This is a genomic window from Gilliamella sp. N-G2, from assembly GCF_002142215.1.
Taxonomy (GTDB): Bacteria; Pseudomonadota; Gammaproteobacteria; order Enterobacterales; family Orbaceae; genus Gilliamella.
Window position 1 is genome coordinate 1 of the sequence record NZ_NAST01000072.1, and the last position, 723, is coordinate 723.

Genomic DNA, 723 nt, shown 5'->3' on the forward strand with positions numbered 1-723 from the left:
TTTCTTCATCTGTTAATATGCCTTTTCTTTCTTTGTATTCTAAACCTTTTTTGGTTTGATGCTCATCTGAGTTTAAATAATTATTCTCAACCGCATTTTTACTGCTACTAATAGCCGCACTGGCATCGCCAAAATTACCACCGCCGGCAGCTACCGCAAGGCCGGATGCTAGTTGAGATAGTGCGCTAATGGTTTGTTTTTCTGCTTCGGTTAAATCTTTGACTTCTTTGCCATACAGTTGTTTGCGGATGATATCTGCCGCAACTTCACCCACCACTGCACCCGCTCCACCAGATAATGCTGAGTTGCCTTGTAGCTCAGCCACTACCGCACCAAGTATTGCATGAGCAACTAACCTCGCGGTTTCGTTATCACCGGCTTGTATCTTTATCTGCTCAGCTAGCCATGGTGCACTGGCGCCAGCAAGACCGCCGGTCATATCACCGGTGATAATGCCGGTAATAATTGATACAGCAGAGTCAACGCCTTTACTAAAGTCATTGCCCATTTTGCCATCTTGTGAGTCTTTACCGGCATCTTTATGAATAGTGCGTTCGAGCTCTTTAACCTGTTCGCCTAACTCTTTTAAGCTAGTAACAATGTTTAGTCTGGTCTGCTCATCCTCTTTATTAAAGATTGGTTTGAGTTTGCTATGGGCATTTTCGGTATCATGACTGAGTTCATTAATATCTTGTGTTTGTTTATCTTGGTCACGAATGATTT

1 protein-coding gene is annotated in these 723 nt (G+C 43.2%); it reads right to left on the reverse strand.

The features are described from left to right. Positions 1-723, reverse strand: a 723-nt coding sequence (locus tag B6C99_RS12980; protein WP_173795354.1) for a VENN motif pre-toxin domain-containing protein, incomplete at both ends; no start/stop codon positions are given.